A 1947-nucleotide genomic window follows, 5' to 3' on the forward strand; every position below is an offset into this window, starting at 1 on the left:
CCATATCTGTCAGTGCTTTGATATTTAATCAGCAAGCCCTAATTACTATCCTCCAAATAGTTTATTTAATTTTTTCTACAAATAAATATTATGACTAATATTCCGCTAGAAATTCAACCTATAAACGTGAAGCTTGGAAACCAATAACTATCGATGGAGATGGTGCTTTAACTGCTTCTAAATTTGCTGGTAAACCAAGGTTTACCAAAAGATGAACAATGGCCGAAATGTCCTCATTGCCAAAATCCTCTACAATTCTTTCTTCAGCTAAACCTTAATACCTTACCAGAAGCATTAAAAAATGAATTTGGCAGTGGTATTTTACAGATGTTTTATTGCACTAATGAAGAACTACTTTGTGATTGCGATAATGAAGGATGGGAACCATTTTCCGACATTCATTTAATTAGAATTTTTCAGCCAGAAACAGAAGCACAAGATGTAAAAATTCCTGAAAATCAAAAAGTTTTTCCTCCTAAATTAATCGTCGATTGGCAACAACTAGAAGATTATCCTAACTATGCTGAAGCAGCATAATTTGGTATAGAATTAGATGATGAATTATATGAAGATAATTTCTTAACTGAAGAGGATAGTTTCCCAATTGAAGGAGATAAATTATCCGGCTGGCCTTTCTGGATTCAGGGAATAGAATATCCTAATTGTCCGATTTGTGGTGAAAGAATGAGATTAGTTTTTCAGGTTGATTCTGACGATAATTTATCTTTTATGTTTGGGGATTCTGGTTGTGGTCATATTACTCAGTGCCAACATCATAAAAATCAAGTAGCATTTGCTTGGACTTGTTTATTATATAGCACTCAGCAGTTACTTTTTTGGTTTTTAAGTTATTATTTTACCTTACTCATCTACCGCCTTTTGATAATATTATTTTTCTTGAAATACACTTAATCAAAGCTCCTGTTTAAATTAATAGTAAATAATTAAAAACAATGAAAAAAATTATCAAAATTGCTAAAGTTTTTCTATCTACTTACTACGCCTATATGTTAGAATATAGAGCTGAACTATTCTTATGGGTATTGTCATCTTCTTTGCCTTTTATTATGATGGGAGTCTGGATAAAAGCTTCAGTAGCAGGAGAATTTGCATTAGATAAATCACAGTTTTCTCATTATTTCTTAGCTGTATTTATTGCCCGTGCAATCACACCTGTTTGGGTGATTTGGGATTTTGAAAAAGAAGTAGTTCAGGGGAAATTATCTCCTAAATTATTACAACCGATAGATCCTGTTTGGCATCATTTCTTTGGTCATATTGGAGAAAGGCTTGCTAGAGGACCTTTTATTTTAGGTTTAATATTATTATTGTTGATTCTATATCCCCGGATATTTTGGTTGCCAAGTTTGGGTGATTTTTTGTTATTTTTAATTGTAGCAGTAATGGCATTTGCATTACGATTTTTAATTCAATATACAATGGCTTTGTTTGCCTTTTGGATAGAAAGAGCTAGCGCGCTTGAGCAGCTTTGGTTTTTACCTAATATGTTTTTATCGGGAATAACTGCTCCATTAGAAGTGTTTCCAGAATCAGTATATCAAATAGCATTATGGACTCCGTTTCCTTATATAATTTATTTTCCTGCTTCTATTTTAGTAGGGTTGCCTGTGGATATTGGACGCGGGTTATTGATGATGTTTGCTTGGGGTGCGATATTTTTGGGATTAAATCGTTGGTTGTGGCGAAAGGGGTTAAAGCAATATTCGGGGATGGGTGCTTAATAATTAATAATTAGGGTTTGCTGAAAAAGTATGAGTGGTAGGGGTAGGAGACAGGAGACAGGAGACAGGAGACAGGATAAATTGGAATTTATAGGAGGTAGGAGCGGGCGTTTTGTAAGAATGATTTTTCTGCCCAACTATGCGCCTAAAATACGCTCCATGCATGAGCATAAAGAGGTGAAAAATTTGCACTGCAATTCGACTC

The 1947-nt window shown here is 34.1% G+C and carries 3 protein-coding genes; all 3 read left to right on the top strand.

Annotation, left to right across the window (positions count from 1 at the left end; translation table 11 throughout):
- Positions 1–183 precede the first annotated feature (183 nt).
- Genes F6K13_RS30870 through F6K13_RS30880 form a run of 3 tightly spaced genes read left to right on the top strand, consistent with a single transcriptional unit; the run spans position 184 to position 1742 of the window.
- Entirely contained in the window at positions 184–537 is a 354-nt protein-coding gene (locus F6K13_RS30870; RefSeq protein ID WP_205127372.1) for a DUF1963 domain-containing protein, read from the top strand.
- Positions 538–543: 6 nt separating this feature from the next.
- A complete protein-coding gene (locus F6K13_RS30875; RefSeq protein ID WP_205127375.1) occupies positions 544–912 on the top strand; it encodes a DUF1963 domain-containing protein in 369 nt (122 codons plus the stop codon).
- 41 nt (positions 913–953) lie between these two features.
- Positions 954–1742 (top strand): ABC-2 family transporter protein, encoded by a 789-nt coding sequence (locus F6K13_RS30880; protein WP_124145073.1) that lies wholly within the window; start codon positions 954–956, stop codon positions 1740–1742.
- The last annotated feature ends 205 nt before the right edge of the window (positions 1743–1947 follow it).

The sequence above is a fragment of the Okeania sp. SIO2B9 genome (assembly GCF_010672505.1).
GTDB classification, from domain to species: Bacteria; Cyanobacteriota; Cyanobacteriia; order Cyanobacteriales; family Microcoleaceae; genus Okeania; species Okeania hirsuta.